29 protein-coding genes are annotated in these 24,871 nt (G+C 66.4%); 10 read left to right on the top strand and 19 right to left on the bottom strand.

Features of this window, described 5'->3' with window-relative positions:
* Positions 1-10: 10 nt before the first annotated feature.
* The 9 genes from AC4GYS_RS04220 to AC4GYS_RS04180 form a co-directional block, all read right to left on the bottom strand.
* Positions 11-367, bottom strand: coding sequence for a HesB/IscA family protein (locus AC4GYS_RS04220; RefSeq protein WP_491107853.1), 357 nt, complete (start codon positions 365-367; stop codon positions 11-13).
* Positions 367-831, bottom strand: a complete 465-nt coding sequence (locus AC4GYS_RS04215) for an SUF system Fe-S cluster assembly protein (protein ID WP_491109355.1) — start codon at positions 829-831, stop codon at positions 367-369. The genes AC4GYS_RS04220 and AC4GYS_RS04215 overlap by 1 nt, the downstream gene beginning before the upstream one ends.
* Positions 831-2,003 carry an aminotransferase class V-fold PLP-dependent enzyme gene (locus tag AC4GYS_RS04210; RefSeq protein ID WP_491107852.1) on the bottom strand — a complete coding sequence of 391 codons (1,173 nt, stop codon included), beginning with the start codon at positions 2,001-2,003 and terminating at the stop codon, positions 831-833. The genes AC4GYS_RS04215 and AC4GYS_RS04210 overlap by 1 nt, the downstream gene beginning before the upstream one ends.
* Before the next feature lie 83 nt (positions 2,004-2,086).
* Complete coding sequence (locus tag AC4GYS_RS04205; RefSeq protein ID WP_491107851.1) at positions 2,087-2,836, bottom strand: SufD family Fe-S cluster assembly protein; 750 nt, start codon at positions 2,834-2,836, stop codon at positions 2,087-2,089.
* Positions 2,833-3,699, bottom strand: a complete 867-nt coding sequence (gene sufC, locus AC4GYS_RS04200; protein WP_491107850.1) for a Fe-S cluster assembly ATPase SufC — start codon at positions 3,697-3,699, stop codon at positions 2,833-2,835. Before sufC ends, AC4GYS_RS04205 begins: the two co-directional genes overlap by 4 nt.
* A gap of 1 nt (position 3,700) precedes the next feature.
* Complete coding sequence (locus AC4GYS_RS04195; RefSeq protein WP_491107849.1) at positions 3,701-4,033, bottom strand: hypothetical protein; 333 nt, start codon at positions 4,031-4,033, stop codon at positions 3,701-3,703.
* Positions 4,033-5,514 carry a Fe-S cluster assembly protein SufB gene (gene sufB, locus AC4GYS_RS04190; protein ID WP_491107848.1) on the bottom strand — a complete coding sequence of 494 codons (1,482 nt, stop codon included), beginning with the start codon at positions 5,512-5,514 and terminating at the stop codon, positions 4,033-4,035. The genes AC4GYS_RS04195 and sufB overlap by 1 nt, the downstream gene beginning before the upstream one ends.
* On the bottom strand, positions 5,511-5,936 hold the full coding sequence (locus AC4GYS_RS04185) for an SUF system Fe-S cluster assembly regulator (protein WP_491107847.1): 426 nt from the start codon (positions 5,934-5,936) through the stop codon (positions 5,511-5,513). The genes sufB and AC4GYS_RS04185 overlap by 4 nt, the downstream gene beginning before the upstream one ends.
* A 143-nt stretch (positions 5,937-6,079) precedes the next feature.
* Positions 6,080-7,942, bottom strand: a complete 1,863-nt coding sequence (locus AC4GYS_RS04180; protein WP_491107846.1) for a DUF885 domain-containing protein — start codon at positions 7,940-7,942, stop codon at positions 6,080-6,082.
* A 100-nt stretch (positions 7,943-8,042) separates the two neighbouring features.
* Here AC4GYS_RS04180 and AC4GYS_RS04175 point away from each other — a divergent pair, with 100 nt between their 5' ends.
* The 3 genes from AC4GYS_RS04175 to AC4GYS_RS04165 are packed head-to-tail and all read left to right on the top strand — an operon-like array spanning position 8,043 to position 12,562.
* Positions 8,043-9,077, top strand: a complete 1,035-nt coding sequence (locus tag AC4GYS_RS04175; protein WP_491107845.1) for a quinone-dependent dihydroorotate dehydrogenase — start codon at positions 8,043-8,045, stop codon at positions 9,075-9,077.
* A gap of 9 nt (positions 9,078-9,086) precedes the next feature.
* Positions 9,087-10,790, top strand: coding sequence for a gamma-glutamyltransferase (gene ggt / locus AC4GYS_RS04170; RefSeq protein ID WP_491107844.1), 1,704 nt, complete (start codon positions 9,087-9,089; stop codon positions 10,788-10,790).
* Positions 10,787-12,562: an AMP-dependent synthetase/ligase gene (locus tag AC4GYS_RS04165; RefSeq protein WP_491107843.1), complete on the top strand. Its 1,776-nt coding sequence runs from the start codon at positions 10,787-10,789 to the stop codon at positions 12,560-12,562. Before ggt ends, AC4GYS_RS04165 begins: the two co-directional genes overlap by 4 nt.
* Here AC4GYS_RS04165 and AC4GYS_RS04160 read toward each other — a convergent pair whose 3' ends face one another.
* The 7 genes from AC4GYS_RS04160 to AC4GYS_RS04130 form a co-directional block, all read right to left on the bottom strand.
* The gene (locus AC4GYS_RS04160; RefSeq protein WP_491107842.1) at positions 12,563-12,973 is read right to left on the bottom strand and encodes a hypothetical protein; all 411 of its coding nucleotides are present in this window, start codon (positions 12,971-12,973) and stop codon (positions 12,563-12,565) included. It abuts the gene before it with no gap.
* A 65-nt stretch (positions 12,974-13,038) separates the two neighbouring features.
* Entirely contained in the window at positions 13,039-13,761 is a 723-nt protein-coding gene (gene gloB / locus AC4GYS_RS04155) for a hydroxyacylglutathione hydrolase (RefSeq protein ID WP_491107841.1), read from the bottom strand.
* A complete protein-coding gene (locus AC4GYS_RS04150; protein WP_491107840.1) occupies positions 13,761-14,177 on the bottom strand; it encodes a VOC family protein in 417 nt (138 codons plus the stop codon). Before AC4GYS_RS04150 ends, gloB begins: the two co-directional genes overlap by 1 nt.
* A gap of 6 nt (positions 14,178-14,183) precedes the next feature.
* Positions 14,184-14,840: a tetratricopeptide repeat protein gene (locus AC4GYS_RS04145; RefSeq protein WP_491107839.1), complete on the bottom strand. Its 657-nt coding sequence runs from the start codon at positions 14,838-14,840 to the stop codon at positions 14,184-14,186.
* Positions 14,837-15,580: an alpha/beta fold hydrolase gene (locus tag AC4GYS_RS04140; protein ID WP_491107838.1), complete on the bottom strand. Its 744-nt coding sequence runs from the start codon at positions 15,578-15,580 to the stop codon at positions 14,837-14,839. The genes AC4GYS_RS04145 and AC4GYS_RS04140 overlap by 4 nt, the downstream gene beginning before the upstream one ends.
* Positions 15,581-15,727: 147 nt before the next feature.
* Positions 15,728-16,069, bottom strand: coding sequence for a UrcA family protein (locus AC4GYS_RS04135; RefSeq protein ID WP_491107837.1), 342 nt, complete (start codon positions 16,067-16,069; stop codon positions 15,728-15,730).
* 111 nt (positions 16,070-16,180) lie between these two features.
* Entirely contained in the window at positions 16,181-18,514 is a 2,334-nt protein-coding gene (locus AC4GYS_RS04130) for a S8 family peptidase (protein WP_491107836.1), read from the bottom strand.
* Positions 18,515-18,621: 107 nt separating this feature from the next.
* Here AC4GYS_RS04130 and AC4GYS_RS04125 point away from each other — a divergent pair, with 107 nt between their 5' ends.
* Entirely contained in the window at positions 18,622-19,305 is a 684-nt protein-coding gene (locus tag AC4GYS_RS04125) for a pyrimidine 5'-nucleotidase (protein WP_491107835.1), read from the top strand.
* Positions 19,302-20,123 carry a 2,3,4,5-tetrahydropyridine-2,6-dicarboxylate N-succinyltransferase gene (gene dapD / locus AC4GYS_RS04120; RefSeq protein ID WP_491107834.1) on the top strand — a complete coding sequence of 274 codons (822 nt, stop codon included), beginning with the start codon at positions 19,302-19,304 and terminating at the stop codon, positions 20,121-20,123. Before AC4GYS_RS04125 ends, dapD begins: the two co-directional genes overlap by 4 nt.
* Positions 20,124-20,171: 48 nt before the next feature.
* Here dapD and AC4GYS_RS04115 read toward each other — a convergent pair whose 3' ends face one another.
* Positions 20,172-20,711, bottom strand: a complete 540-nt coding sequence (locus AC4GYS_RS04115) for a TlpA family protein disulfide reductase (RefSeq protein ID WP_491107833.1) — start codon at positions 20,709-20,711, stop codon at positions 20,172-20,174.
* On the opposite strand from AC4GYS_RS04115, the gene AC4GYS_RS04110 reads away from it, so the two are divergent.
* Together AC4GYS_RS04110 and AC4GYS_RS04105 are read left to right on the top strand one after the other, a co-directional pair.
* Positions 20,710-21,060 (top strand): hypothetical protein, encoded by a 351-nt coding sequence (locus AC4GYS_RS04110; protein ID WP_491107832.1) that lies wholly within the window; start codon positions 20,710-20,712, stop codon positions 21,058-21,060. The two genes, AC4GYS_RS04115 and AC4GYS_RS04110, sit on opposite strands and share 2 nt — an antisense overlap.
* Positions 21,057-21,926, top strand: a complete 870-nt coding sequence (locus tag AC4GYS_RS04105) for a UTP--glucose-1-phosphate uridylyltransferase (protein WP_491107831.1) — start codon at positions 21,057-21,059, stop codon at positions 21,924-21,926. The genes AC4GYS_RS04110 and AC4GYS_RS04105 overlap by 4 nt, the downstream gene beginning before the upstream one ends.
* Here AC4GYS_RS04105 and AC4GYS_RS04100 read toward each other — a convergent pair.
* The gene (locus AC4GYS_RS04100) at positions 21,923-22,420 is read right to left on the bottom strand and encodes a response regulator transcription factor (RefSeq protein ID WP_491107830.1); all 498 of its coding nucleotides are present in this window, start codon (positions 22,418-22,420) and stop codon (positions 21,923-21,925) included. The genes AC4GYS_RS04105 and AC4GYS_RS04100 overlap by 4 nt on opposite strands.
* 51 nt (positions 22,421-22,471) lie before the next feature.
* Positions 22,472-23,038: an HNH endonuclease gene (locus AC4GYS_RS04095; RefSeq protein WP_491107829.1), complete on the bottom strand. Its 567-nt coding sequence runs from the start codon at positions 23,036-23,038 to the stop codon at positions 22,472-22,474.
* 158 nt (positions 23,039-23,196) lie between these two features.
* Between AC4GYS_RS04095 and gluQRS the strand changes: the two genes are divergently transcribed.
* Genes gluQRS through AC4GYS_RS04080 form a run of 3 tightly spaced genes read left to right on the top strand, consistent with a single transcriptional unit; the run spans position 23,197 to position 24,813 of the window.
* Complete coding sequence (gluQRS, locus tag AC4GYS_RS04090; protein ID WP_491107828.1) at positions 23,197-24,036, top strand: tRNA glutamyl-Q(34) synthetase GluQRS; 840 nt, start codon at positions 23,197-23,199, stop codon at positions 24,034-24,036.
* A gap of 12 nt (positions 24,037-24,048) precedes the next feature.
* The gene (locus AC4GYS_RS04085; RefSeq protein ID WP_491107827.1) at positions 24,049-24,252 is read left to right on the top strand and encodes an HIG1 domain-containing protein; all 204 of its coding nucleotides are present in this window, start codon (positions 24,049-24,051) and stop codon (positions 24,250-24,252) included.
* A 3-nt stretch (positions 24,253-24,255) separates the two neighbouring features.
* Entirely contained in the window at positions 24,256-24,813 is a 558-nt protein-coding gene (locus AC4GYS_RS04080; RefSeq protein ID WP_491109354.1) for a cob(I)yrinic acid a,c-diamide adenosyltransferase, read from the top strand.
* Positions 24,814-24,871: the final 58 nt, after the last annotated feature.

The following is a 24,871-nucleotide window of genomic DNA, read 5'->3' as shown; positions in this document are numbered from 1 at the left end:
ATGAACGGCCCTAGACGGTGAAGCTCTCGCCGCAGCCGCAGGCGCCCTTGGAGTTGGGATTGTCGAAGACGAAGCCCGCGGTGAAATCATCCTCGCGCCAGTCCATGACGGAGCCGATGAGGTACAGGATTGATCCGCCGTCGACGTAAAAGGTCCCGCCGGGGGTTTCGATCTTCTCGTCGAAGCGGTCCTCCGTGGTGACATAATCCACCGAGTAGGCGAGACCGGAGCAGCCGCGACGCGGGGTCGAGAGCTTGACGCCGATGGCGTCTTGCGGCGCGCGGCTCATCAGGTCGGCGATGCGCTGCTCGGCGGCAGGCGTCAGCGTGATCGCGGCTGGGCGGGTGCGGGTCTTGACGTCGGCCATCACAGCATTCCCAGTTCGAGGCGGGCTTCGTCGCTCATTTTCGACGGGTCCCATGGCGGATCCCAGACGAGCTTCACCTCCGCATCACGCACGCCGGGGACGGACAGGACGCGCAACTCCACCTCTCCCGGCATCGACTCGGCCACAGGGCAGTGTGGCGTCGTCAGGGTCATGGTGACCACCGCGTCGCCATCCTCATCGACCGCCACGTCGTAGATCAGGCCGAGCTCGTAGATGTCGACCGGGATCTCAGGATCGTAGATGGTTTTCAACGCCTCGACGATCGCCGCCTGCACGTCGCCGCCCGGGCCGTGCGCGGGCGTCTCGGCCGGCTTCTCGGCGAGGAAACCGGCGAGATAATCGCGCTTGCGTTCAAAGGTTTCGCCGGCGCTTTCCACCCGGACGCGCGGCGGCGGGGTCACCTCCGTGACTTCCTCAACCTCGATCTTGCGTTCTTCGCCCATCATCCGAATATCTTCTTCACACGCTTGAGGCCGCTCACCAGCGCATCGATGTCGCTGCTGTCCGAATGCGCGGCGAAGCTGGCGCGGCAGGTCGCCGGAACACCCAGCAGGTCCATCAACGGCTGGGCGCAATGGTGACCGGCCCGGATCGCCACGCCCGCATCGTCCAATATGGTGCCAACGTCGTGTGGATGAACCCCCTCGACGGTGAAGCTGACAATGCCGGCGCTTTCTTCCGGGCCGTAGAGGGTAACAAAGCCGAGCGCACGGAGCCGGTCGCGGCACTCGGCGACCAAGGCCGCTTCGTGGGCATGGAGGCGCTCGACGCCGATGCCTTCGACCCAGTCGATCGCGGCGGATAGGCCGATGCCGCCGACGATGTGGGGCGTCCCGGCCTCGAACCGCTGCGGCGGGGGCATGAAGGTGGTGCGCTCGAACGTCACGCGGTCGATCATCGCGCCGCCGCCCTGCCATGGCGGCATGGAGTTTAGCAGCGCCTTGCGGCTCCACAGGACGCCGATGCCGGTCGGGCCGTAGAGCTTGTGGCCGGAGTAGGCGTAGAAGTCGGCACCGATCTCGACCACATCGACCGCCAGGCGCGGGGTGGCCTGGCAGCCGTCCAGCAGAAGCAGCGCGCCCTTGCTGTGCGCGATCTCGGCGGCGCGCTGCGCATCGAGGATGGAGCCGAGCACGTTCGAGACGTGCGCGAAGGCGACGACGCGATGCTGGTCGGTGAGAACGCGTTCGGCAGCGTCGAGGTCGATGCGCCCGTCGGCTGTGAGCGGCACGACATCAATTTCGTAGCCGGCGAGCTGCCACGGCACGATGTTGCTGTGATGCTCCAGAGCGGAGAGGAGGACGCGGTTGCGGCCTTCCTTCGGCAGCGCGTGTGCCACCAGGTTGATCGCCTCAGTCGCGCCGCGGGTGAAGACCAGCTCCTCCGCCGCGCCGCCGATAAGGTTGCCAGCGCGGGCACGGGCTGCCTCGTAGGCGAGCGTCATGTCGGCCGATCGCTGGTAGATGCCGCGGTGCACGGAGGCGTAATCGCGGGCGTAGGCTTGGGTAATGGCGTCGATCACCGCCTGCGGCTTCTGCGCCGAGACGGCGGAATCGAGATAGTGCCAGTTGGCGATGGCGGGAAACTGGTCGCGGACGTTGAGGGCATCGGTCATCCCGGGTCTGACGCGGGATCCGCCTTCACTTGCGAAGGCAGGCAGACCCCGGCTCAAGGCCGGGGTGACGAGATCGGGCTTGTTCACCTCACGACCTTCCGCAGCGCCGCGCGGCTCGCCTCGATCAACGCCTCGCGCTGGCCCAAGTCCGGTACGTCGTCCCACAGCTGCAGTACGAAGCCTTCGAGCAGCAGCGCCTTGGCCTCGGCCGGTGGCAGGCCGCGCGAGAGGGCGTAGAACAGCTGATTGGGGTCGAGCTCGCCGACGGATGCACCGTGAGCGCACTTCACGTCGTCGGCGTAGATCTCCAGCTCCGGCTTGCAGTTCGCCGTCGCGCCGCGGTCGAGGAGCATGGCCTTGACCGACTGTTCGCCATCGACCTTCTGCGCATGGCGGGAAACCGCGACCTTGCCGAGGTAGCTGCCGGTCGCCTTGCCGGCGAGGACCGAGCGGACGTATTGGCGCGAGGTGCCGTTGGGCTCGACGTGGCGGACGGCGGTGACGATTTCCTGCGTCGCGCTATCCCCGCCGATGTTGGCCCCGTCGAAGGTGAAGTTGGCGCCGTCGCGGACTTCGACGTCCAGCTCATAGCGGCCGTATCGGCAAGCGGTGTTGAGGGCGAAGATCGATAGCTCCGCGCCGGGTTCGAGGATGATCTCGGCGCGGCGGACCTGCACGGGTTCGTCCGTCGGCAGCAGCACGTGCCACTGCTTCTCGCCAGCCGGAATGACCATCTGCCCGGGCGCTTCGAGGTCGCTCCAGACTCTCTTCAGTGCGTCCAGATCGGCGTAGCGCCAAGCCTCCTGGGCACGGGTGGGGAACGGCACGGTCATGCGACTTCCGCGTAGCCCTCGCGCTCGAGCTCGTGAGCGAGTTCGGGGCCGCCGCTGCGGGTGATGCGGCCGGCGGTGAGGACGTGCACGCGGTCGGGCTGCACATAGTCGAGCAGGCGCTGGTAGTGGGTGATCAGCAGCACGCCGCGATCCGGCGCGCGCATGATGCGGTTGATCCCCGCGCCGACGATGCGCAGCGCGTCGATGTCGAGGCCGCTGTCCGTCTCGTCCAGCACGGCGAAGCGCGGACGCATGATGCCCATCTGCACCATTTCCATCCGCTTCTTCTCGCCGCCGGAAAAGCCGACGTTGACCGGGCGCTTGAGCATCTCGACGTCCATCCCGAGCTCCGCGGCTTCGGCGCGGGCGAGGCGGATGAACTCCGCGCCGGACAGCTCCGCCTCGCCGCGGGCGCGGCGCTGGGCGTTGAGGCTCTCGCGGATGAATTGCATTCCGGACACGCCGGGGATTTCGACCGGGTACTGGAAGCCGAGGAACAGCCCGGCGGCGGCGCGCTCGTGGGGTTCGAGGGCGAGGAGGTCGAGGGTTTCCCCCTTGTCATTGCCGCCCCGTACCCCGTCATTCCCGCGAAGGCGGGAATCCATCTCCCGACCGTCGTTCAGGGCTGATGGTGCAGGAGATGGACCCCCGCCTTCGCGGGGGTGACAGGTTGGAGTGAAGGAGACGGAGCCCCCCGTCACCTCATACCCCGGCCGCCCGCCGAGCACATAAGCCAGCGTCGACTTGCCCGCCCCGTTCGGCCCCATGATCGCATGCACCTCGCCCGCCGGAACGGTGAGGGTGAGGCCGTTCAGGATCGGCTTGTCCGCGACGGTCGCGTGGAGGTTGGTGATTTGGAGCATGTTACTTCTCTTCAGCGACCATTCGCGCCACCACGTTGCTGGCCCAGCGGATTGTCGCGCTGTGAATCAGCTGTTCTTTCTCTGTGGCGCTCGGCACGGGATGGTCAGGGTGGTTCGTCGAGATGACGTCAGCGATTGCGTCACGAGCACCATCCCGTTCGTGCGAGCACTGCGTTTTGATCCGCTCAAGAATGACCTCGAGTGGCTGGTACTTCTTCTCGCCAGCGGCTTCATTGGCCTGCACAATAGGAGCGAGACACTTCTGATAGTCCAGCACAGCGACCTGCTGAGGTGTCCCCCCTGCGAGGACTTGGGCAGCCAAAACTAGCATCATCACCCCACGCTCCCCTCAAGGCTGATCCCCAACAGCTTCTGCGCTTCGACCGCGAATTCCATCGGCAGCTGCTTCAACACCTCGCGGGCGAAGCCGTTGACGATCAGCGCCACCGCAGCTTCCTGATCGAGGCCGCGGGCCATGGCGTAGAACAGCTGGTCCTCGCTGATCTTGGACATGGTCGCTTCATGCTCGATGGTCGCGGTCGGGTTCTTGACCTCGATGTAGGGCACGGTGTGCGCGCCGCACTGGTCACCCAGCAGCAGGCTGTCGCACTGGGTGAAATTGCGGACGTTCTCCGCGCCGGGGAGCACCTTCACCAGCCCGCGATAGGTGTTGTCGGAGCGTCCGGCGCTGATGCCCTTGGACACGATGGTCGAGCGAGTGTTGGCGCCGATATGCACCATCTTGGTGCCGGTGTCGGCCTGCTGCCGGTTGTTGGTCAGCGCGACGGAGTAGAACTCGCCGACGCTGCCTTCGCCCTTGAGGATGCAGCTAGGGTACTTCCAGGTGATCGCGCTGCCGGTTTCGACCTGGGTCCAGCTGACCTTGCTCCGCGCGCCGGCACACATCGCGCGCTTGGTGACGAAGTTGAAGATGCCGCCGCGCCCTTCCGCATCGCCCGGATACCAGTTCTGGACGGTGGAGTATTTCACCTCTGCATCCTCGTGGGCGAAGATCTCGACCACCGCGGCGTGAAGCTGGTTCTCGTCGCGCATCGGCGCGGTGCAGCCTTCCAGGTAGCTGACGTAGCTGCCCTTGTCGGCGACGATCAGCGTACGCTCGAACTGGCCGGTGTTCTCCGCATTGATGCGGAAATAGGTCGACAGCTCCATCGGGCAGCGGACGCCTTCGGGGATGTAGACGAAGGTACCGTCGGAAAAGACCGCGCTGTTGAGGCAGGCGAAGTAATTGTCGCGCTGCGGCACGACGCTGCCGAGATACTGGCGGACGAGGTCGGGAAATTCCTTCACCGCCTCGCTGATCGAGCGGAAAATAACGCCGGCCTTGTTGAGCTCCTCACGGAAGGTGGTGGCGACGGAGACGCTGTCGAACACCGCGTCCACCGCGACCTTGCGCGCGCCCTCGACGCCGGCGAGCACCTTCTGCTCCTCGATCGGGATGCCGAGCTTTTCGTAAGTGCGGCGAATTTCCGGATCGAGCTCGTCCAGCGAGGCGATGGTCGGGCGCTTCTTGGGCTCGGCGTAGTAGAAGGCGTCCTGGTAATCGATCTTGGGGATGTCGAGCTTGGCCCAGTCGACCTCCTCCATCTCCAGCCAGGCGCGATAGCCCTTCAACCGCCATTCGAGCAGCCACTCCGGCTCACCCTTCTTGGCGCTGATGAAGCGGACGGTGTCCTCCGTCAGCCCCTTGGGCGCGAAGTCGGACTCGATGTCGCTGGTGAAGCCCCACTCATAGGTGGCAAGCTTCTTCGCCGCCTCGTGCGCTTCGCGGTTCTTGAGGGTCGTTTCTTGGTTCATGCGACTTCCAGATGACGCTCACGCGCCAGTTGTTCGAGTGTCACCGCGGCCAGCGCCCCGCGAACAGCCTTGCTGACGATGCTCATGTGCGGCTTGACCCGGCACATGGCGTCCAGCGCGCAATCGCTTTCCTCGTCTGACCCGCTGCACTGGGTCATGGCGATTGGGCCTTCGACGGCTTCCACCATGTCGGCCAGGCTGATGTCGGCCGATAGGCGCGCCAGCACGAAGCCGCCGCCCGCGCCACGAATGCTGTTGAGCAGGCCAGCGGAGGCGAGCTTGCCCATCAGCTTCTGGGCGGTGGGAAGCGGCACTCCGGTCTCTTCCGCCAGGACCGACGCACTCAGCCGGGCGCCCGTGGGAGCACGGGCGGCAGCGGTCATGATCACGACCGCATAATCGGCGAGATGGGTCAGGCGCATCTAATCGGAGCTTTCCCGTCCGATTTAGGGCAAGGGCCGCGCAAAAACAACCGTCACCCCGGACTTGATCCGGGGTCTGCCTTCCTTTTGCCTGATAAAGAGAAAGGCGGATCCCGGCTCAAGGCCGGGATGACGACGTCAGATCAAGCTTTCGTCCGCGCGATCCAGTCGTCCACGCGCTTTTCCAGCATGTCGAGCGGCATGGAGCCGGACAGCAGGATGGTGTCGTGGAACTGCCGGTCGTCGTACCTGGCGCCAAGCTCGGTCTTGGCCTTGGCGCGCAGTTCCTCGATCTTCAGCTTGCCGATCATATAGGCGGTCGCCTGACCGGGATAGACGATGTAGCGCTCGATCGCCTTGACGATGCCGCCCTTCGCGTCCGCGCTATTGTCCTCGACGTACTTGATCGCCTGTTCGCGGGTCCAGCGCTTGTGATGGAGGCCTGAGTCCACCACCAGCCTGATGGCGCGGTGAAGCTCCAGCTGAAGGCGGCCGAAGTCGCGGTAGGGGTCCTGGTAGAGGCCCATCTCCGTGCACAGCTTTTCGGCGTAAAGGCCCCAGCCCTCGTCGGTCGCGGTATAGCCGCTGAACTGGCGGAAGGGCGGAACCTCGCCTTCGCCAAGCTCGGACAGCAGCGCCCCTTGCAGGTGGTGGCCGGGCAGGCCTTCGTGACAGTAGAGCGCCTCGACCTCGGTCGAAGGCATGTCGTTCATGTTGTAGAGGTTGACGTAGTAGATGCCGGGACGCGAGCCGTCGGGCGGCGGATCGTTGTAAAAGGCCTTGCCTGCGCTCTTCTCGCGGAACGGCTCGACGGCCTTGATCTGAAGTTCGGTCTTGGGGAGCCGGCCGAAGAAGCGCGGCAGGGCGGCGGCCACCTGCTGCTGCGCCTTCAGCGATGCATCGAGGTACATCTGCTTACCCGCCGCGGTGTTCGGGTAGTAGAACTGCTTCGAGGTCCGCATGTGCTCGAAGAAGTCCTGCAGCGAGCCGGTGAAACCGACCTTGTCCTTGATGGCGGTCATCTCGCCATGGATGCGCGCGACCTGGTCGAGGCCCAGCTGGTGGATCTCGTCGGGGGTCAGGTCGGTGGTCGTGTAGAACTTCGTCAGCGCGCGATATTGCTCGGCGCCGTTGGCGAAGCGCCAGATGCCGTCGTCGCGACCGGCCTTGGCCTGCTGCGCCTGCATCGCGGTGATGACGCGCTGGTAGGCGGGCTTGAGGTCGCGGACCATCGCCGTGCGGGCGGAGGCCAGCAGCCGGTCCTTGGTGGCCTGGTCCGTCTGAAGCTTGCCGACCTTGGTCTTGAAGTCAGCCCACAGGTCATTGTCCTTACCGCCGTCAAACGGAGCGCCCCGAATGATGTTGCGGCTGTCGGCGATGACGTAGGGATAGACCCAGCGCGGGGCGAGCACGCCCATCGCCTCCCGGGCCTTGGCTTCGGCAACGGCCTGGTCGAGATAGCGGGCGATGGCGCTGATGCGGGAGACATAGGCCTCCGCGTCCGAGACGTTGTCGACCTTGTGGATGTTGATCAGGAACGCCGGCCCGTCGCTCTGCGCGCCGTTCATCTGATCGAACACCAGGCCGTTCTTGCGGTACGGCCAGAGCGAGTCCGAGCGGGCGATGCGGTAGAGGAAGAGGTCGTAGCTCAGCTGGTCTTCCGGGCTCAGCGTGGCGCGCTGGAAGCGGCGCTGCAACTCGGCGGCGTAGCGCTGATCGAGGGCGCGGTTGGCCTCGGCCGCGGCGTCGGTCAATTCGTCCCACTTGCCGTAGTCCGCATCCTTGATGCCGCGATAGGCTTTCGACAGCGGCGACAAGTCGAGTTCGGCCTTGTCATATTCGTCGAAGAAGGCGGCAAGCTCCGCATTCTTGGCCGGGACGGGCGTGGGGGTCGTGGCCGCCGGAGCAGCGTCCGCAGCCGGGGGCGGCGCGACCAGAGTATTCGGCTGGGTCGTCGCGCAGGCGGCGAGCAGGGCGGTGGAAGCGAGCAGGAGGATATGCTTCAAGGAGCGGCCTTTCATTCAGCGTTGGCTTCTTTCAAGGGGAAGGCCGGGGCCGGATCAAGTCCGGCCTGACGAAAGTTTCGACAAACGACCGGAAGCGCGCTTGGTTTTTTACTCACTTTTCCGCCCGATCATGTTCCGGCTGGACGCTGAGCGGGCCCATGCCCTGACAATCGCAGGGCTCCGAAGCCTGCCGACACGGTTCACGACCGCGTTCCCGGCGTCCCTGGAGAGCGAGGTGGCCGGCTTGCGCTTTCCATCGCCGGTCGGACTTGCAGCGGGCTTCGACAAGGATGCCGAGGTGTTCGACGCGATGCTGGCGCTAGGCTTCGGCTCGGTGGAGGTCGGCACGATCACGCCGCGGCCGCAGCCCGGCAACCCGAAACCACGACTGTTCCGGCTGGTTGAGGACCGGGCGGTGATCAACCGCTTCGGCTTCAACAGCCGCGGGCAGGCAGACGCATTGAGTCGACTGTCGCGTCGCAAGCGGAGCAAGGGGATCGTCGGGGTCAACATCGGCGCCAACAAGGATTCGCCGGATCGCATCGCGGATTATGTCGCGGGCGTTCGGACCATGGCCCCGCACGCCGACTACCTGACGATCAATATCAGTTCGCCCAACACGCCGGGGCTGCGAGCGCTGCAGGATGAAGGCGCGCTGCGCGAACTCTTGTCCGCGACGCGGGGGGCACGGCCGCTGGGCGGTCCGCCGGTGTTTCTGAAGGTCGCGCCCGATCTGGGCGAGGGGGAGCCACGGCAGATCGTGCGGGCGGCGGTGGATCATGGGGTCGACGCCTTGATCGTGAGCAATACGACCGTTTCCCGGCCCGTGCTGCGATCGCGCCATGCCGGCGAGAGTGGCGGGCTGTCGGGCGCTCCCTTGAAGTCATTGGCGCTCGATGCCCTGCGGCGGTTCCGGTCCGAGACTGGCGGCGCGCTGCCCCTGATCGGCGTCGGGGGGATTGCCACCGCCGATGACGCGTGGGAGCGGATCCGGGCGGGAGCAAGCCTGGTCCAGCTGTACAGTGCGATGGTCTACGCAGGTCCGGGCATCGCCCTACGGATCGCACGGGGACTGGCCGACAAGCTGGCGCACTCGCCTTATGCCAGCATTGCCGAGGCGGTGGGGACGGAGTAGCCCGGCGCGATGCGTGCCCGTTTCCTGCCATTGCTAGCCGCCAGCCTCGTGCTCTCCGGCTGCGTTTCCACCCCCGCGACCAATCCGCCGCGATTGGCGTCGACCGTTCCCGGCATGGTTTCTGCGGCCGATCCTCGTGCCGCCGCAGCCGGCGCGGAAATGCTTCGGCAAGGGGGCAGCGCGGCGGATGCGGCGCTGGCGACCTTGCTGGCGTTGACGGTGGTCGAACCGCAATCGAGCGGGATCGGGGGCGGCGGGTTCCTGGTCTATGACGATGGAGGGCCCGATCCGACGACCTACGACGGTCGCGAAACCGCGCCCGCTGCCGCCAGCGAGACCTGGTTCTTTGTCGACGGCAAGCCGCTGAGCTTTCCGGCCGTGATACCCGGCGGCCGAAGCACAGGCGTTCCGGGCAATGTGCGAATGATGGCCGACGCCCACCAGGATCAGGGGCGGCTCGCATGGGCGCGGCTGTTCGGTCCGGCCATCCGGTTGGCCCGCGATGGGTTCCGGATCACGCCGCGACTGTTTGCGTCGCTTGAGCGGAGCAAGACCACCGCCGCGCTGACCCCTGCCGGCCGTGCGCTCTTCTACCAAGCCGATGGCTCGCCGAAGCCGGTCGGCAGCCTGGTTCGCAATCCCGAGCTGGCGATCTTTCTGGAACAGGTGGCGCGGCGCGGACCCGACCATTTCTACGCCGGGCAGAACGCAGCAGCGATTGCCTCCGCAGTCCGCAATGCGCCGACCAACCCGGCGCCGATGACCGCCGCCGATTTGGCGAGCTATCGCGCCAAGGAGCGGCCACCGGTCTGCGGCAGATATCGTGAGTATCGCATCTGCGGCATGGGGCCGCCCTCGTCGGGTGGCAGCACCGTTTTCGCGATCCTGAAGCAGCTGGAGCGCTTTCGCCTGGGCGACTTGGGCCCCCAAAACCCGCAAAGCTGGCACCTGATCGCAGACTCGATGCGCCTCGCCTTCGCGGATCGTGATCGATATGTCGCCGATCCGGACTTTGTGGCGGTGCCGACCGCTGGGCTGTTCGACCCGGCCTATCTGCAAGCACGGTCGGCGTTGATTCAGCCTGGCCGAGCGCTCGCCAAGGTCGAGGCGGGGGTTCCCCCTGGCGCGAGGCAGATGGCGGCAGGCCTGACCCCGGAGATCATCTCCACCTCCCATTTCGTCGCGGTCGACCGCTGGGGCGAGGTGGCGTCGCTGACCTCCACCATCGAAAGCGCCTTCGGGTCGGGTTTGATGGTCAACGGCTATTACCTCAACAATGAGCTGACCGACTTCAGCCTGGTGCCGACGGTCGACAATGACTGGGTCGCCAATCGGGTGCAGGCCGGCAAACGGCCGCGCAGTTCGATGGCGCCGACCATCGTCTATGGTCCGAACGGGCGGGTACGGCTGGCAGTGGGCGCGGCGGGTGGGCCGACGATCATCGCCCAGGTTGCAAAGGCGATTATCGGCGTGGTGGACTGGGGGATGAGTGCACAGCAGGCGCTGGCGGCGCCGGTACTCTATGCGCCGGGCGACACCGTGTTTCTGGAGCGGGGCAGCGCGTTGGAGGCCATGGCGCCGGCGCTGCGCAGCTACGGCCACAAGGTCCAATTGCGGGAAGCCAGCTTCAAGGCGAATGCAATCGAACGGGTGAACGGGCGCTGGGTGGGCGCAGCCGATCCTCGCAGCGAGGGGGCAGCGGTCAGCGAATGAGCAAGCGCACACAATTGGAGCATTTCCCAAATCTGGTTGCCATGTTCCTGGCGCGGGTGGCGGAGCGTGGCGACAAGCCGTTCCTGTGGGCGAAGCGGGACGGCCAGTGGCGCTCGATCAGCTATAACGAAGCGGCGCGCCAGGTGGCGGCTTTGTCGGCAAGCCTGCTGAAACTGGGGCTCAAGCCTGGGGACCGGGTGATGCTGGTTTCCGAAAATCGCCCGGAGTGGCTGATCGCGGACCTCGCCATCATGGGCGCGGGCTGCGTCACCGTCCCCACCTACACCACCAACACCACCCGCGATCACACCCATATCCTGGGCAACAGCGGAGCACGGGCGGTGATCGTGTCCAGCCAGAAGCTGGCCAGAACCCTGGTCCCCGCCGTGCTGTTCTCGTCAGACTGCCACGACGTCATCGGAATGGAGGATATTCGCACCGGGCAAGGATTGGAGGGCGCCAATTTCCATCACTGGGACGAACTCATCAAGGGGGGCGGCGACCTCGATGCGCTCAAGGCGCGGATCAGCGGCATTGGCCGGGAGGAGCTGGCCTGCCTCATCTACACGAGTGGCACCGGCGGCGCGCCGCGCGGTGTTTGCCAGCATCATGGGGCCATCCTGCACAATGTCGCGGCCTGCACCGACGTCATCGCCAATGATTTTGGCTGGGACGACGAGGTCTTCCTGTCGTTCCTGCCCGCCAGCCACGCTTATGAACATAGCGGTGGGCAGATGTTCCCGATCGGCCTTGGCGCGCAGATCTATTTCGCCGAAAGCCTGGAAAAGCTCGCGGCCAACATCGAGGAAGTGCGGCCGACCATTATGGTGGTGGTGCCGCGACTGTTCGAGATGCTCCGCCAGCGCATGCTGAAGACGATCGAGAAGTCGGGAGGCCTGTCGAAGAAGCTGCTCAGCCGCGCCCTGGAGATCGGCGCGGAGCGGTACGAGAAAGGTTCGATCAGCATGGCCGACAAGCCGATGGATCTGCTTCTGGGCATGACCGTCCGCAAGAAGGTCGCGGCGCGATTCGGCGGACGGATCAAGGCGATGGTATCGGGCGGAGCGCCGTTGAACCCGGAGGTCGGCGTATTCTTTCTTTCGCTCGGGCTCACCATGCTGCAGGGCTATGGCCAGACGGAAGCGGGACCGGTCATCAGTTGCAACCGGCCAAGGGCGGGAGTGCGGCTCGACACCGTCGGGCCGCCGTTGCTCAATACCGAGGTCCGCTTTGCCGATGACGGGGAGTTGCTGGTCCGCGGCGAACTGGTGATGCACGGTTACTGGAAGAACGAGGAAGAGACCGCCCGGGTCCTGAAGGACGGCTGGCTGCATACCGGAGATGTCGGCCATTTCGACGACAAGGGCCGGATTCGGATCACCGACCGCAAGAAGGACCTGATCGTCAACGACAAGGGCGACAATGTGTCTCCCCAGCGGGTCGAAGGCATGCTGACACTGCAGCCGGAAATTGCGCAGGCAATGGTGGTCGGCGACCGGCGACCGCACCTGGTCGGGCTGCTGGTGCCCGAAGCGGAGCTGGTCACCCAAATGAAGGGTGATCGGGCGGCGATCCGGGCGGCCTTGGGCAAGGCGGTCGACCGGGTGAACGCCGACCTGTCCGTGATCGAGAAGGTCCGGCGGTTCGCGATCGCCGACGATGCCTTCACCGTCGACAACGAAATGCTGACCCCGTCCATGAAGATCAGGCGGCACGTGATCCGCGCCCGCTACGGCGAGCGGCTGGACGCGCTTTACGGCAAAGGGGCCTGATCAGCCGCGGCGCGGCAGGCTGTAAGGCACGAACTCGCCGAAGCTGCACGACCCGACCGTGAAGCGGGAGCCGGTGTCGAAGACCTGGGCGATCTCGCCCCGGCACAAGCCCCCCGAGCCGAACTGACGCGTGACCAGCGCCGTCCCAGGCCGCCCAAGTCCCGGGCAACCGCCGAGCATTTCCGTCCGCCAGTAGCGATTGCCGTCGCGGAACAGGACCGTGTTGTCGTCGATCACGATCATGTCCTGGCTACGGAAGGTCGGCAGGCAACTTTGCGGAGTGCCCGCGACGCGGCCAGTCAGATACCGGTCGAGTTCCTGCTGGGCTTGTGGACTGCGCACCTGTTGTTGAGGCGTGGCCGCACAGGCGGCGGCGGCGAGCGCGGAGCAGAGGATGAGAGGAAGGCGCATGGCGTCACTCCGGATTTTCGAAAGTCGTTACGCTACAACGCACAAAGGAGTTGCTCCGCTCCGTCTTAACGGAAGCTGTCCTTACCCTCCCGCAGCGCGCGGAACTCATCGACCGACTTCGCCCGGAGGAACGGGTTGGTCGCGCGTTCCTGGGCAATGGTCGTCGGCAGCGTGATCCGGCCTTCCGAACGGAGCGCCTCGGTCTCGGTGAACCGCGCCCGGATCGCTTCGCTGGCCGGCTCGACATACGCCGCGAAGCGCGCGTTGGAGAGGGTGTACTCGTGCGCCGGATAGACGCGAGTGTCGCCGGGCAAGGCGGCCAGCCGTCGGAGCGACTGATGCATTTGTTGCGGCGTGCCCTCGAACAGGCGGCCACAGCCCATGGCGAACAGGGTATCGCCCACCAGTGCGGCCTTGTGATCGGGCAGGATGAAGGCGATGTGGCCGAGCGTGTGGCCGGGCACCTCCCAGATCTCGGCGCTGGCGCTGCCGATCTCGACCCGGTCGCCTTCACGAAGCCCATGATCGAGGCCGGCGAACTTGCCCCGCTCCGCTTCCGGCCCCCAGACCCGTGCGCCGGTGGCGGCGACGACGCGAGGAATGCCGGCGGTATGATCGGGATGCCAATGGGTGATCAGGACCTGCCCGATGGTCCAGCCGCGCTCGGCGACGCCCGCCAGCGCCGCCTCCCCGTCACCCGGATCGACCACCGCGGTGTGGCCCGTGTCGCCGTCGTGAAGCAGCCAGATGTAATTGTCCGACAACGCCGAGACGGCGACGATCTCCATCACCATTCGCCCGTGTTGGGCATGGATGCCCAGGGCTCGGCGGGCGCCTGGGCACCCCCCTTCTGCAGGAGCTCGATCGAGATGTTGTCGGGGGTGCGGACGAATGCCATGCGACCGTCGCGCGGCGGCCGATTGATGGTGACGCCGGCGTCCGACAGGCGCCGGCAGGTCTGATAGATATCGTCCACCTGATAGGCGAGATGGCCGAAGTTGCGGCCTCCGCGATAGTCTTCAGGGTCCCAATTGTAGGTCAGTTCGACCTCCCCGCCCTCGTCGCCCGGCACACCGAGGAAGATCAGGGTGAAACGGCCCGCCTCATTGTCCATTCGGCGACGCTCTTCGAGGCCGAGCAGGTTGAAGAAACGGACGGTGGCTTCCGGGTCGGTCACCCGGATCATGGTGTGGAGGAACTTCATGCCGCCTCACTTGGGCAGGCGCGGGGCGGCAAGCAAGCCCAACGCTTGCTTGGCGGCCTTGCCGGTCGGGCTGTTGGGCTCGGCCACGGAAGCTCGTGTCCAGTAATCGCGAGCCTTGGCCTCTTCGCCTTTCGCGTGCGCGACGTGGCCGGCCTGGAACAGCATCAGCGCTTCGTTCGGGGTCAATGCCAAGCCGCGATTGACCGCGATCTCGGCTGCAGGGAGATCGAGTTCGCGCAAGGCGAGGGCCGATGCGAAGTACCAGAGGAAGGGATCGCTCGCGATGGTCGACTCCGCTTCCTTGGCCTTTGCCCGGGCGAGCTTGAGGTCCCCTTGCGCTTCGGCGACCCGGGCACGGTCGAGCAGCGCTTCGCCGCGCTGTTCTGCCTGGAGACCGGCGCCGGCGAGCGCCCGGTCGAGCGCCAGCGCGGCCTTGCCCGGCTGCCCGGCGGCAAGCCACATGTTGCCGGCTGCCGACAGCGCACGATCCTTGACCGGACCGTTGGCGTTCGCGGCGACCGTTTCGAACTCCGCGGCGGCTTCGGCGAAACGGCTGGCGCTGCTGGCGGCGACGGCGCGGCACTGGGCGCCCGCGAGCCCGCTGGCACAGGACGGCTGGGCGGCGGCAAGGGCGGTCGAGGCAGCAAGGGCGAGGAGGATCATGCGGCAAGCTCCAGAAGGTCGGCGGCGGCGCGCAGGATCGTGCGGATCTCGTGCGGCGCGGACAGGCGATGCCCGCCGCCCTTGACCGTCCACAGCTGGACATCGGCTGAACGCAGCTGAGCAAGCAACCGCTCGGCAATGTCGAGCGGCACCTCTTCGTCGGCAGTGCCGTGGATCAAGCGGACCGGACAATCGATCGCGACCTGTTCGTCCAGCAGTTTCAACCGCTGGCCCGATTGCCAGAAGGCAAGCGTAGTCAACTCCGATTCGCCGCCATAGGAGTTGGGTCGTTCAAGGTGTCGGGCGCTGTCCAGGATCCGGCGATCATTCGCGTCATAACCCCAATCAGTAAAGTCGGGCGCGGCGGCGATACCGAGCAGGCCGCGAACGCGATCCGGTCGACGCAACGCCAGGTGCAGCGCGATCCAGCCCCCCATGGACGATCCGACCGGAATCAACGGGCCGTCGGTGACGTCGGCGACGGCCAGCGCCTCCGCCAGCCAGCGGTCCAGCGTTCCGTGCGTGAACTCTCCGGGCGACAGGCCGGTGCCGGAATAGTCGAACCGGGCCATCCCGACTCCGCGCTCGGCCGCCCAGGCGTCGAGCGACAGGGCCTTGGCGCCATCCATGTCGGATGCATAGCCAGGTAGGAACAACAAGGTGGCAGGGGCCGATTCCTGACGGATGCGGGTGGCGATTCGCCGGCCCTCGACCTCGATGAAGCCAACGTCCGCGTTCATCGGCCACGTTCAACTTTGACAAGATGGACACTACGTCCCCCATTGGTCCGCCTCCCGCGGGAGGTCGCGGGAGGCGGAATGGGGCAAGGCGCTGGAGGGGTCATCCGGTCGCCCTTACCCCAGTCGGGCCGGCGTAGGACAGCGGGTTCAGCGGGCCGCGAGCCGGTCCCGCGCGGCCAGTCCGGCGAGCGCTTCCTGCTGGCCGGCGCGGACGAGGTCGGCACGGCAGCGGCGCACGTCCCGCTTGCCGGCCGGGTCGGCCGACGATGCCTCGCCGCATGCCTCGGCAGCGGCATTGGCCAGCCGTTGGCGTAGCAGGGCCTGGCCGTCCCTGCTCCGAAGGTCGAGGTCGCGTGTCGCAACGCTGACGGACACGGTCGCACCGGGCATTGCGGCGACGGCGGGCACGGGCAGGGCGACAGTCAGAGCCGCGAGGCCGGCCGCCGCGGTGAACAGCGCCGACGCGAAAGTGGAACTGAGCTTGGTCACGGTAAGTCTCCCTGTCTTCGATCAGGGCGACCATATGAAGCATGTCGATGCCGACCGGGAGCAACGATGTTGCGTCTCCGTTCTGCAGATTTGCAGACCTAAGCGGCTCTCCTAGAACCCGAGGGTGAAGCGCATGGCAGCGCCGATGTCGGCCCGCGCGTCCGCGAAGTGGCCCGGCTGGCGACGGGCAAACAAGTTGCCGCCGATCCAGCCGGCGCCGTCCCACAGCCCGCGACTGTAGCTCAATTCCGCCGCGACCTCGCGGCCGCGCGGGGCGAGCGAGTAGTCGGTCCAGCTGAGCTGCGGCGTTTCGGTGGCGTAGCTGTAGGCGGTCGGCAGCAGGAGCTTCAGCCCGCCCTGCTCGATACGGAGCGGTTGGGACACGCGCAGGCCAAGCCGGTCGCCGCCGACGAACACGCCCGCCTTATCGAGTTCTACGGCATAGGCGCCGCTGCGGAAGTTGCCGCCGGCAAAGCTGGTCCAGCCCTGACGGGCCGAAAGCGCGGCCGAAACCCCGCCACCCAAGCTGCGGCGCGCCTCCAGATCGACGAAGCTGCTGCTGGCGCCGCTGCCCCCGCCAAGCGCGGAGACGAGTTCCCCGCCCAGCACCGTGCGCTTCTCCTCGAGCCGGCCAAAGCCCGCGGACAGGGCCGTCCCGCCGAGGCGGCGGTCGACGGTCAGGCTGGTCCAGCGGTAGGACGCGTCGCCACGGGCATTCTGGGGCCGGATGCCGTTCCAGATCTCACCGGTTTCGCCGGCGAAGGTCACGCCCGTTCCACCAAAGTCGTGGCGGACCGCGAGACTGTTGCCGCGGCTGGCGGTGAAGCCATGATCGCCGGCGACATCGCGGGCGATGAGGAAATTGCCGCCACTGACCCCAGCCAGCCGGCGCGACATGGACTTGGCCCCTTCCTTGAAGCCCAGCGCCATCGCGGTGCGATCGCTGATCTTGGCCACGATCGAGCCGGCCATGAGGCGTGACTTGCGCAAGTCTTCGGGGCCGATATCGGTCGCCTGCATGGCAAAGCTCTGGCGGCCGTCGCGGCGCTGGCTGACGGTCATGGCAACGCTGATCGGCCCGGCGGCCGAGCCGGCGGTACGGAAGTCGCCGACCAGCGCGCCGCCAAGCGGCTGCGCCTGCGGTGCGCTGCGAATGGAACGGGCAAGATCGACTGCGAAGGCGCGCGAATAGCCGTCGAGGACAATGGCCCCGATCGACTTTCCGCCCTGCCCGGCGTCGCCCGCCGGCGGCGGGGTGGTGCCTGTGGTATTGGCAATCGCAGTCTGCGTGCCGGCCAGCGTGGTGGTGCCGATCGGCTGGAACGCGCGGTCGATGTTTAGGCGGCCGCGGCCGTAAGTGCTGTCGATCCCGGGGGTGCCAAGGTCGTCGGCGCTTCGGAACAGGATGTCGACGATCTGCGCGCCGCTGAGGTTGGGGAACGCCTCCGCCAACAGCGCGACGGCACCGGAGATAGTCGGCGCCGCAAAGCTGGTTCCGTCGTAGAACACGCCCCGGCCGTCGAGATTGATCGAGCGCGCTCCTCCGCCCAATGCGGCAAGATAATTGCTGGCCGAGGTGCCGGCGCGATTGGAGAAGTCGGAGATCTGGTCGGTCGCGGAGGTGCCCTGGGGCGAGGCGATATAAGTGCCGACCGAGCCGGCGATGATGACCATGGTCGAGAAATTGCGAGCCGGAATGGCTGCGAACGCGTCGGGATTGGCGCCTTCCGGCTTGTCGCCGTCGTTGCCGGCCGAAATGACCAGGATCACGCCCTTGTTCACCGCATAGGAAAAGGCGCTCATGGCCGCCGGGCCCGGCCCACCGCCGCCGAGGGACAGGTTGATCACCTTCGCCCCGCCATCGACCGCAGCGCGCACCCCGGCGGCGATCGCCGTATCGCCGAAGCTGCAGCCGTCCTCTTCCGCGCAGCTGCCAGGAGTGTCGGCACGAAAATTCAGGATGGTCGCGTCGAAGGCCACGCCGTGCATGTCCACACCGTTCTTGTTCGCGGCAATAACAGCGCTCACCGCTGTGCCGTGACCGTCCTCGTCGCTGATTCCGCGGCTGCCAGCGACGTCGCGCGAGATGGACATGTCGATCCGGCCGGCGAATTCCGGCAGCGACGGCTTGATACCGCTATCGATGACGCCGACCTTGACGCCCAGACCGCTCCAGCCCTTGTCGTAGGCGGCAAGCGCGTTGGCCGCGACGGCCGTGTTGCTGCGGAAATATTCGCTGGTGTTGTACGGCCCGGGCGTGCCAGTCAAAGTGGGGGGTGGAGGCGTCGTCGGCGGCGGCGTCGGAGTCGGCGTGGGTGTGCTGGTCGTCGGCGGGGTCGAGATCGGTTGCGGGCGTGACGTTCCTCCACCACCACCGCCGCCGCCGCATGCCCCCAACGCCAGCGCAAGCGCGCAACTGCCGCTTGCCAGACCGATCTTCCTCATACCCACCCCGATGACAAGTCGCTGATTTCCTGCAGCTTTTGTTACGAAGCCATGGTTAACAAAAGCTTTCAATTTGCCCAAGCTCACAAAAAGGTTACGGGCGCGGCATGCCGGCCACACTGCCCCAGCCGTTCGACCGGGTGAGCGACTGGATCTTCGATTTGGACAATTGCCTGTATCCCGCGTCGACCGGGCTGTTCGGACTGATCGACGAGCGCATGGGCGCTTATATCCAGCAGTTGCTGGGCTGCGATCCACACGAAGCACGGCGGGTGCAGAAAGCGCATTTCCACGCCCATGGAACGACGCTTGCGGGGCTGATGGCCGAGCACGAGGTCGATCCGCACCATTTTCTGGCCGATGTGCACGACATCCCGCTGGACCGGGTTGCGCCCGACGAGCGGCTGGTTCGCGGGCTGGGCCGATTGCCGGGGCGCAAATTCGTCTTCACCAACGGCGATGCGCCTTACGCCAGGCGCGTACTGGAGCGGATCGGCGCGCACGACCAGTTCGAACATCTGCACGACATCCATGCGTCGCAGCTTCGGCCAAAGCCCGACCCGCACGGCTACCGGCTGCTGTGCGAAACCCATGGGATCGACCCTTCGAGCGCCTGCCTGGTGGAGGACATGGCGCAGAACCTGCGGCCGGCCAAAGCTTTGGGAATGATCACCGTGTGGGTGGACAATGGGTCGGAGCGCGGCAATCACGACGCCGATCCTGGCCATATCGACCTGACGATCGCCAACGTCGGCGAGTGGCTGCACGAGTTATTGGGAGACGAAAAGTGAGCGAGCTTGCATCCGTGATCGACGCCGCCTGGGACGACCGGGACAGCGTCGGGACCGAGACCAAGGGCGAGGTGCGGGCGGCAGTCGACAAGGCCATCGCGTTGCTCGATTCGGGCGAGGCGCGAATTGCCGAGAAGGTGAATGGCGAGTGGCAGGTCCACCAGTGGCTGAAGAAGGCCGTGCTGCTCAGCTTTCGTCTCAATCCGATGGAGCTGATCGGCGGCGGGCCGGGCGCGGCGCAGTGGTGGGACAAGGTGCCGAGCAAGTTCGCCGGCTGGACCGAGGCCGAGTTCAAGGCCGCCGCTTTTCGCGCCGTGCCGGGTGCGATCGTCCGCCGCGGCAGCTTCATCGCTCCGGGCGCTGTGCTGATGCCGAGCTTCGTCAATATTGGCGCGCGGGTCGGCGAGGGCACGATGGTCGATACCTGGGCGACGGTCGGCAGCTGCGCCCAGATCGGTCGCAACGTCCATATCTCGGGCGGCGCCGGCATCGGCGGTGTGCTCGAGCCGCTGCAGGCCGGGCCAGTGATCATCGAGGACGACTGCTTCATCGGTGCCCGTTCTGAAGTGGCCGAAGGGGTGGTGGTCGAGCAGGGCGCCGTGCTGTCGATGGGCGTTTTCCTTGGCGCGTCGACCAAGATCGTGGACCGGGCGAGCGGCGAAGTGATGTACGGCCGGGTGCCGGCTTATTCCGTGGTGGTGCCGGGCGTTCTGCCGGGCAAGGACGACGGCCCGGGCCTGGCGTGCGCGGTGATCGTCAAGCGGGTCGACGAACGGACGCGGAGCAAGACCAGCATCAACGAGTTGCTGCGGGATTGAGAATTCTCTTTATCTCCCGTCACCTTCGCTGACGGAGATAGTCGAGTTCTACTTGGCTTCGCTGAGCAGCTTCGCCGCCGCCGAACCAGTCCAGTCCATGTCGCCGGTGAAGCGCCAGATTTCCTTGCCGTCGGAGCCGTACAGCACGGTGGTCGGAAGGATGGACGCTCCGAGCGCGCTCGACAGGTCCATCTTGCTGTCCTGGAACGGCTCCAGCGAGACGTTGCGGTCGTCGAGGAAGGCGGTGACCTTGGCCTGATCGCCCATGTCCTGGCTGAGCGCGAGCACCTGCGGCGCGCCGGGGCGCTTGCTCAGCGCATCCAGCGTCGGCAGCTCCTTGACGCAGGGTGCGCACCACGTCGCCCACAGGTTCACCAGCAGCGGCTTGCCCCGAAAATCCGCAAGGCTGGCGGGTTGGCCGTCCTGATCGGCGAACTGCACGGCCGGCGCGGGCTTGCCCGCCTGGCTACGGTCGAGCCCGGCCACGGAGCCGGAGGGGGAACTGCCGTTCGCTTGGCTTGGCGCTTCGTTTTGCCTATCGCAGCCGGCAAGGACCATCAGGGCCAGGACGAGGATGAGCGCGCGCATGGGTTCGCCGATAGGGACGGCTGCGAAGCTTGGGAAGCTTGGCCTTTGGGCCGGGCTGGCGCTGGGCCTTGCCGCCTGCGGCCGGATCGGCGAATTGCAGCCGCCGCCGGGCCAGTCGCTGCCGATCAAGCCCAAGATGGCGCGCAGCACCCCGACGCCGGATGAGTTGCTGACGCCGCCCTCCTATGCGCGGCCGGAGCGCATCGATGAAATCCAGAGCCGCAACCGCCCGCGCGAAGCCGACCGCTTCGACCTGCCGCCGCCCGACGGAGGCGCGGCGCCGGTGGCCGAAACCAACACCCAGGCGGAAGACCGCGTGGACGATCCAGGACCAGCAACGCCCCAATGACCCACAGCTTCAAGCCCGTACGCAAGGCCGTTTTCCCCGTCGCCGGCCTCGGCACCCGTCTGCTTCCGGCAACCAAGACCATGCCCAAGGAGATGCTGACGGTGATCGACCGCCCGCTGATCCAATATGCGGTGGACGAAGCGCGCGAGGCGGGGATCGAGCAGCTGATCCTGGTCACCGGCCGCGGCAAATCGGCGCTGGTCGATTACTTCGACATGAGCTTCGAGCTGGAATCGACCATGCGGGCCAAGGGCAAGGACCTGTCGGTGCTGGACCGCAGTCGCGTGCCGTACGGCGAGCTGATCAGCGTTCGGCAGCAGGAACCGCTGGGCCTTGGCCATGCCGTTTGGTGCGCCCGGCACGTGGTCGGTGACGAGCCGTTCGCGGTGCTGCTGCCCGACGATTTGATGGCGGGGACGCCCGGTGCACTGAAGCAGATGGTCGATGCCTACAACGAGGTCGGCGGCAACATCGTCTGTGCCGAGGAAGTCGCGGCGGAGAAGACAGCCAGCTATGGCATCGTCACGCCGGGAGAGACTCGCGGCACGCTGACCGAAGTGCGCGGTCTGGTTGAAAAGCCGAAGCCCGAGGTCGCGCCCTCACTGCTGGGCGTGATCGGGCGTTATATCCTGCAGCCCGAAGTCATGGGTGTGCTGGACGCGCAAGAGCCTGGCGCGGGCGGGGAAATCCAGCTGACCGATGCGATGGCCAAGCTGATCGGCACGCAGCCGTTTCATGCGGTCAAGGTGGACGCGGTGCGACATGATTGCGGCGACCGGGCAGGCTATGTGCGGGCCACGATCCAACTGGCGTTGGGCCGCGAGGATCTGCGTGATGTTGTTCGACAGGCAGTGGCGGAAGGTTAAGCCGCCGCGACTGTGCGGGCCATCCGGTCCTTCAATTCGCCCACCTCGATCGCCCGCCGGGTGACCCTGGCGTCCATGGCGGCCATGTCGGCGCGAAGCTGACGCACGCCGTCGGCACGTTGCAGTTGACGGGCGATGCGTGCCGCCAGCACCTCAAAATGGAACGGCTTCACCACCACGTCGTCCGCGCCACCCTCCAGGGCGCGGACGACGCCGCCCGTTTCCGAGCGTCCGGTGATCAGAATGACGGGGATGTCGCGCCAGGCAGTCTGCCCGCGAATTGCGCCGGTCAGCGCGATTCCACTCATCGGCGCCATGGTGAGTTCGGCCAGGATGAGGTCGGCGGGCGACCGGTGCATGGCGGCGAGCGCGGCCAGACCGTCGATCGCGGTCGCGATGCGGTAGCCCTCACCGGTCAGCCGGCGGGCAAGAAGCGCCAGGTTGGACGGTTTGGGATCGACGATCAGGATGCGCGGGCTGCTGGCGGGGTCCATTCCCCGAAAATGAAGGGGAATGGTTAACGAAGTCCTAAGGCATCCCCGCGACTATGCCTCTAGCTCGACGTCCCAGTAGAGGTAGTCGCGCCAGCTTTCGTGCAGGTAGCCCGGTGGAAAGCTTTTGCCGTGGTCTTGCAATTGCCAGCTGGTCGGGCGGATCGGTTCGCGATGGATCGGCATGCCGGCCTGGCGCGGGGTGCGACCGCCTTTCTTGAGATTGCAGGGGGCGCAGGCCGTGGCGACATTTTCCCATGTGGTCCGCCCGCCCTGGGCGCGGGGAATGACATGGTCGAAGGTCAATTCGCGCCCCGACCCGCAGTACACGCAGCGGAAGCGGTCGCGGAGGAACAGGTTGAATCTCGTGAAAGCGGGGAATTCGTTGGGACGGACGAATTGCCGAAGCGCGATGACGCTGGGAAGCTTCAGCGTATGGGTCGGCGAATGGACCTCCCGCTCGTAGTGGGCGACAACGTCGACGCGCTCAAGGAACATCGACTTGACCGCCGTCTGCCAGGGCCACAGGCTCAAGGGATAATAGGACAGCGGGGTGTAGTCCGCGTTGAGGACGAGGGCGGGGCAACTGTCGGGATGGCGGATGAGGTCGGGATGGTACACGCGCGCTCCATTCGGTTCAGACCGAACCTGCGCTCTCCGGGCCCCGTCGCACGCAAGGAGGAGAGACCGTTTTCGATCGCTTCCCTTGTGACGCACCGGATGCCAGCCCGGTGTGACGGCGCCATGAATCGCAAGTTGCAGATTCGGGGTCAAGAGAGGTGTGCGTGACAACCTCAAGATTTGCGCCCTCCCCCACCGGACGGTTGCATCTGGGCCACGCCTATAGCGCCCTGTTGGGGCGGGCGTCCCAGCGGTGGCTGCTAAGGATCGAAGACCTGGATCCGGGCCGAAGTCGGCCGGAGTTCGTGGGCGCCATCCTGGATGACCTCGCCTGGCTGGGATTGCGGCATGACGGCGAATTGCTGGTCCAGTCGGAGCGGACGGAGCTCTATGCCGCGGCGCTGGACCAGCTGAAGGCACAGGGGCTGGTGTTTCCCTGCTTCTGCACGCGGGCGGACATCGCCGCCTCGCTGACGGCGCCGCACGGTGATGCTGGCAGCGGCTATCCGGGAACTTGCCGAGGTTTGCCGGACGATCCCGACCGGCGCGCGACGACGCCGCACAGTTGGCGGCTGGACAGCGGCAGGGCCATCGCACTGGCGGGCCTTCCGGGCTGGCGCGAAGCCGACAGGCGACGCTTCGACAGCGATCTTCACCAGATCGGAGATGCGGTGCTGGCGCGAAAGGATGCGCCGTCCTCCTATCACCTCGCCTGCGTAGTCGACGATGCGGCGACCGGCGTGAACCTGGTGGTGCGCGGGGCGGATCTGAGACCCTCGACGCCGGTGCAGCGGTTGCTGCAGGTTCTGCTGGGATTGCCGGAGCCGACCTATCTTCACCATCGGCTGATCACGCACGCCGATGGCCGCCGGCTGGCCAAGCGCGACAAGGCGCCGACGCTGCAGGCGTTGCGTGAGTCCGGTGTCGACGGTCGGGAACTGGCGGAAAAGCTGCGGGTGGACGTTCTGCCCTATGGCTTTCGGCTGGCCGATGCCTAGATACGAGGGGTCATGAATACCCTCCTCATCATCGCCCTCATCGTGGCCATGGGCGCCACGGCATATGTGCTGGTGCGCGGCGTCATCGCGATGGCATCGGGCAAGGTCGGTAACCAGGAACAGCAGCAACAGTGGATGCGCAAGCGCGTGCTGTACCAGGGCATCGCGATCCTGATCGCGGCGCTGATCCTGGTTTTGGCCGGCGCGGGTAGCTGAACCCTGGTCAAGCTCAACCAAATCTATACCCGCACGGGGGACGGCGGCAGCGCCGGGCTGGTCGACGGCAGTCGGGTTAGCAAGGCGTCGCTGCGCATGGCTGCAATCGGCGATGTGGACGAAGCCAATAGCGCGGTCGGCGTGGCCGAAGCCCTGCTGGACGGCGATGCGGCGACCTCGCTGCGGCGGATCCAGAACGAACTGTTCGATCTTGGCGCCGACCTCGCCACTCCGGACGGGATCGAAGGAGCGCTGCGGATCCTGCCCGAGCAGGTCACTCGGCTCGAGCGCGAGATCGACGAGATGAACGAAACGCTGACGCCGCTCACCAGCTTCATTCTGCCGGGCGGATCGCCCGCGGTCGCCGCGTTGCACTTGGCGCGCGCCGTGACCCGCCGGGCCGAGCGGTCGGCAGTCGCATTGCATGAGCAGGCCGCGGTGAATGCCGCAGCGCTGGCCTACCTCAATCGCCTGTCGGACCATCTGTTCGTCACGGCTCGCCATGTCGCTGCAACGCAGGGCGGCGACGTGCTGTGGGTGCCCGGCGCTACCCGGTCCTAAGCCGGTAGGGACCTTTACCAAGGCGAAGCGTTAGCCATGGCGACATCAAGGAGTGCGC

Source organism: Sphingomonas sp. SP1 (assembly GCF_058313395.1).
Note: the sequence above shows the minus strand (reverse complement) of the source record. Positions and strands in the feature narration are given on the sequence as shown.

Coding starts and splice junctions, on each gene's coding strand:
- AC4GYS_RS04210 (WP_491107852.1), bottom strand. CDS start 2,003: ATGACCGATGCCCTCAACGTCCGCGACCAGTTTCCCGCCATCGCCAAC.
- AC4GYS_RS04130 (WP_491107836.1), bottom strand. CDS start 18,514: ATGAGGAAGATCGGTCTGGCAAGCGGCAGTTGCGCGCTTGCGCTGGCG.
- AC4GYS_RS04185 (WP_491107847.1), bottom strand. CDS start 5,936: ATGCGCCTGACCCATCTCGCCGATTATGCGGTCGTGATCATGACCGCT.
- AC4GYS_RS04085 (WP_491107827.1), top strand. CDS start 24,049: ATGAATACCCTCCTCATCATCGCCCTCATCGTGGCCATGGGCGCCACG.
- AC4GYS_RS04140 (WP_491107838.1), bottom strand. CDS start 15,580: ATGAACGCGGACGTTGGCTTCATCGAGGTCGAGGGCCGGCGAATCGCC.
- AC4GYS_RS04205 (WP_491107851.1), bottom strand. CDS start 2,836: ATGACCGTGCCGTTCCCCACCCGTGCCCAGGAGGCTTGGCGCTACGCC.
- AC4GYS_RS04145 (WP_491107839.1), bottom strand. CDS start 14,840: ATGATCCTCCTCGCCCTTGCTGCCTCGACCGCCCTTGCCGCCGCCCAG.
- AC4GYS_RS04110 (WP_491107832.1), top strand. CDS start 20,710: ATGGGTTCGCCGATAGGGACGGCTGCGAAGCTTGGGAAGCTTGGCCTT.
- AC4GYS_RS04160 (WP_491107842.1), bottom strand. CDS start 12,973: ATGCGCCTTCCTCTCATCCTCTGCTCCGCGCTCGCCGCCGCCGCCTGT.
- sufC (WP_491107850.1), bottom strand. CDS start 3,699: ATGCTCCAAATCACCAACCTCCACGCGACCGTCGCGGACAAGCCGATC.
- AC4GYS_RS04105 (WP_491107831.1), top strand. CDS start 21,057: ATGACCCACAGCTTCAAGCCCGTACGCAAGGCCGTTTTCCCCGTCGCC.
- AC4GYS_RS04215 (WP_491109355.1), bottom strand. CDS start 831: ATGGGCGAAGAACGCAAGATCGAGGTTGAGGAAGTCACGGAGGTGACC.
- AC4GYS_RS04165 (WP_491107843.1), top strand. CDS start 10,787: ATGAGCAAGCGCACACAATTGGAGCATTTCCCAAATCTGGTTGCCATG.
- AC4GYS_RS04220 (WP_491107853.1), bottom strand. CDS start 367: ATGGCCGACGTCAAGACCCGCACCCGCCCAGCCGCGATCACGCTGACG.
- AC4GYS_RS04150 (WP_491107840.1), bottom strand. CDS start 14,177: ATGAAGTTCCTCCACACCATGATCCGGGTGACCGACCCGGAAGCCACC.
- AC4GYS_RS04100 (WP_491107830.1), bottom strand. CDS start 22,420: ATGGACCCCGCCAGCAGCCCGCGCATCCTGATCGTCGATCCCAAACCG.
- AC4GYS_RS04125 (WP_491107835.1), top strand. CDS start 18,622: ATGCCGGCCACACTGCCCCAGCCGTTCGACCGGGTGAGCGACTGGATC.
- sufB (WP_491107848.1), bottom strand. CDS start 5,514: ATGAACCAAGAAACGACCCTCAAGAACCGCGAAGCGCACGAGGCGGCG.
- AC4GYS_RS04115 (WP_491107833.1), bottom strand. CDS start 20,711: ATGCGCGCGCTCATCCTCGTCCTGGCCCTGATGGTCCTTGCCGGCTGC.
- gloB (WP_491107841.1), bottom strand. CDS start 13,761: ATGGAGATCGTCGCCGTCTCGGCGTTGTCGGACAATTACATCTGGCTG.
- AC4GYS_RS04195 (WP_491107849.1), bottom strand. CDS start 4,033: ATGATGCTAGTTTTGGCTGCCCAAGTCCTCGCAGGGGGGACACCTCAG.
- ggt (WP_491107844.1), top strand. CDS start 9,087: ATGCGTGCCCGTTTCCTGCCATTGCTAGCCGCCAGCCTCGTGCTCTCC.